This window comes from Sphingomonas lacusdianchii, from assembly GCF_022664395.1.
Classification (GTDB): domain Bacteria; phylum Pseudomonadota; class Alphaproteobacteria; order Sphingomonadales; family Sphingomonadaceae; genus Sphingomonas; species Sphingomonas lacusdianchii.
The window spans coordinates 1-1,626 of the sequence record NZ_JAKRET010000066.1; the positions used below are offsets into that span (position 1 = coordinate 1).

At 57.9% G+C, this 1,626-nt stretch carries 2 protein-coding genes; one reads left to right on the forward strand and one right to left on the reverse strand.

All coding sequences use genetic code 11. The annotated features are described in order from the left end of the window. Positions 1 to 933 (forward strand): ATP-binding protein (locus MF607_RS22445; RefSeq protein WP_242122382.1); only part of this gene is annotated, 933 nt, incomplete at its 5' end. 163 nt (positions 934 to 1,096) lie between these two features. On the opposite strand, the gene MF607_RS22450 is transcribed toward MF607_RS22445, so the two are convergent. Next, positions 1,097 to 1,626 (reverse strand): Crp/Fnr family transcriptional regulator (locus MF607_RS22450; RefSeq protein ID WP_242122383.1); only part of this gene is annotated, 530 nt, incomplete at its 5' end.

Sequence of the window (1,626 nt, forward strand, 5' to 3'; positions counted from 1 at the left end):
CGTCGGCAGACGCTGGACCCGGAGGTGATCGATGTCGCGCAGCGACTGGACGCCATCAGCGACATGCTCGACAGTATCACGGGCGCCCGCGTGGCGATTGCATACGAGGTGCCTGATAGCTCATGCCTCATACGCGCCGACGTCAGTCAGTTCGAGACGGCGCTGGTGAACCTTGCGGTGAATGCGCGTGATGCGATGGGGGGCGAAGGCACGATAACGATCAAGCTTCGCTGCAATGCGAGGATGCCGGCGATCCGTGGGCATGGACCCGGGGCTGGAGATTTTGTCGCGGTATGCATCACGGACACTGGCGTGGGCATCGCCGATGACGACTTGGAGCGCATCTTTGAGCCGTTCTTTACCACCAAGGGCGTCGGCAAGGGCACCGGTTTGGGCCTCAGCCAGGTGTTTGGCTTTGCCAAGCAATCGGGCGGCGATGTCGATGTTGAAAGTACCGTTGGGCAGGGCTCCACCTTTACGCTCTATCTTCCGCAGGCAGACGGCGAGCCGGTGAACGACTATCAACCTCTTCCTCAGATTCAGGCTGTGGATGGTGAGGGGCTTTGCGTGCTCGTCGTCGAGGACAATATCAGCGTCGGCCAGTTTGCGACGCAATTGCTCGATGATCTTGGGTATCGCACGCATTGGGTAACGAGCGCCGAGGAGGCATTGGAGCGACTTGGCTCCGATGGCGATGGCTTCAACATTGTGTTTTCAGACGTCGTCATGCCTGGCATGGGCGGGATAGAGTTGGCGCGCCGTCTCGCGCGCGACCTGCCGGCCATGCCAGTCGTGCTGGCGAGCGGCTATAGTCATGTGCTGGCCCAGGAAGGGGTCGAGGGCCTGGAGCTGATTCGCAAGCCTTACTCGGCCAATCAACTTTCTACGGCGTTGCAGCGCCGGATAGCCTTCGCGTCTGCCATGCAGGCGTAATCTTGGTACGATTGCAAGCGATGCCTCCCTCGGCGCCTCGGCAGCTTAGCGATGGCTAAAGTCATCCGCGTCCCTTCCGAACGGCACCTTTCATTAAATACAACGGCTAGTCATCAGGCGTTTTTCCACAAATTCGCCATCTAGCCTCAAAATGTGATGGTTCTTAATCTATTCGATCATACAGATAGTCAGCATCGAACTCTGCGACTCGACAAAGCGCGGTCATGTTGGGAATTCGTATTATTCTGCCCTTAACGTCGATCAGGCCTTCACCGCGAAGCTGTCGGATCATGCGGTTGACGTGAACAGCCGTGAGACCCAGGATATCGGCGATCTGTTCCTGCGTCAGCGGTAGCTCGAAACAACTCTCCGTTTCGTTCAAACCGGAAAGTCGCAGGCCCAACTCGCAGACCAGGTGCGCCACCCGCTGCTTGGCCGATAACCGGCCGAGGCATAATATCCATTCACTGAGAATGGCATTCTCACGCATGGCGAGCCATGCAAGCGTTTTAGCGATACCGCTATGCTGCTCCGCGAGATTCGAAAGGTCATCTCGTGGAATAGAAATGGTCTTTGTCGTGCAAAGTGTCCGCACCGCGTAAGCCGGCCGTGTGAACATGAACGAGTCTATATTCGCCACGTCGCCCGGGATCAGCAGGCCTACGATCTGACGGCGGCCGTCCCGCGTGATTT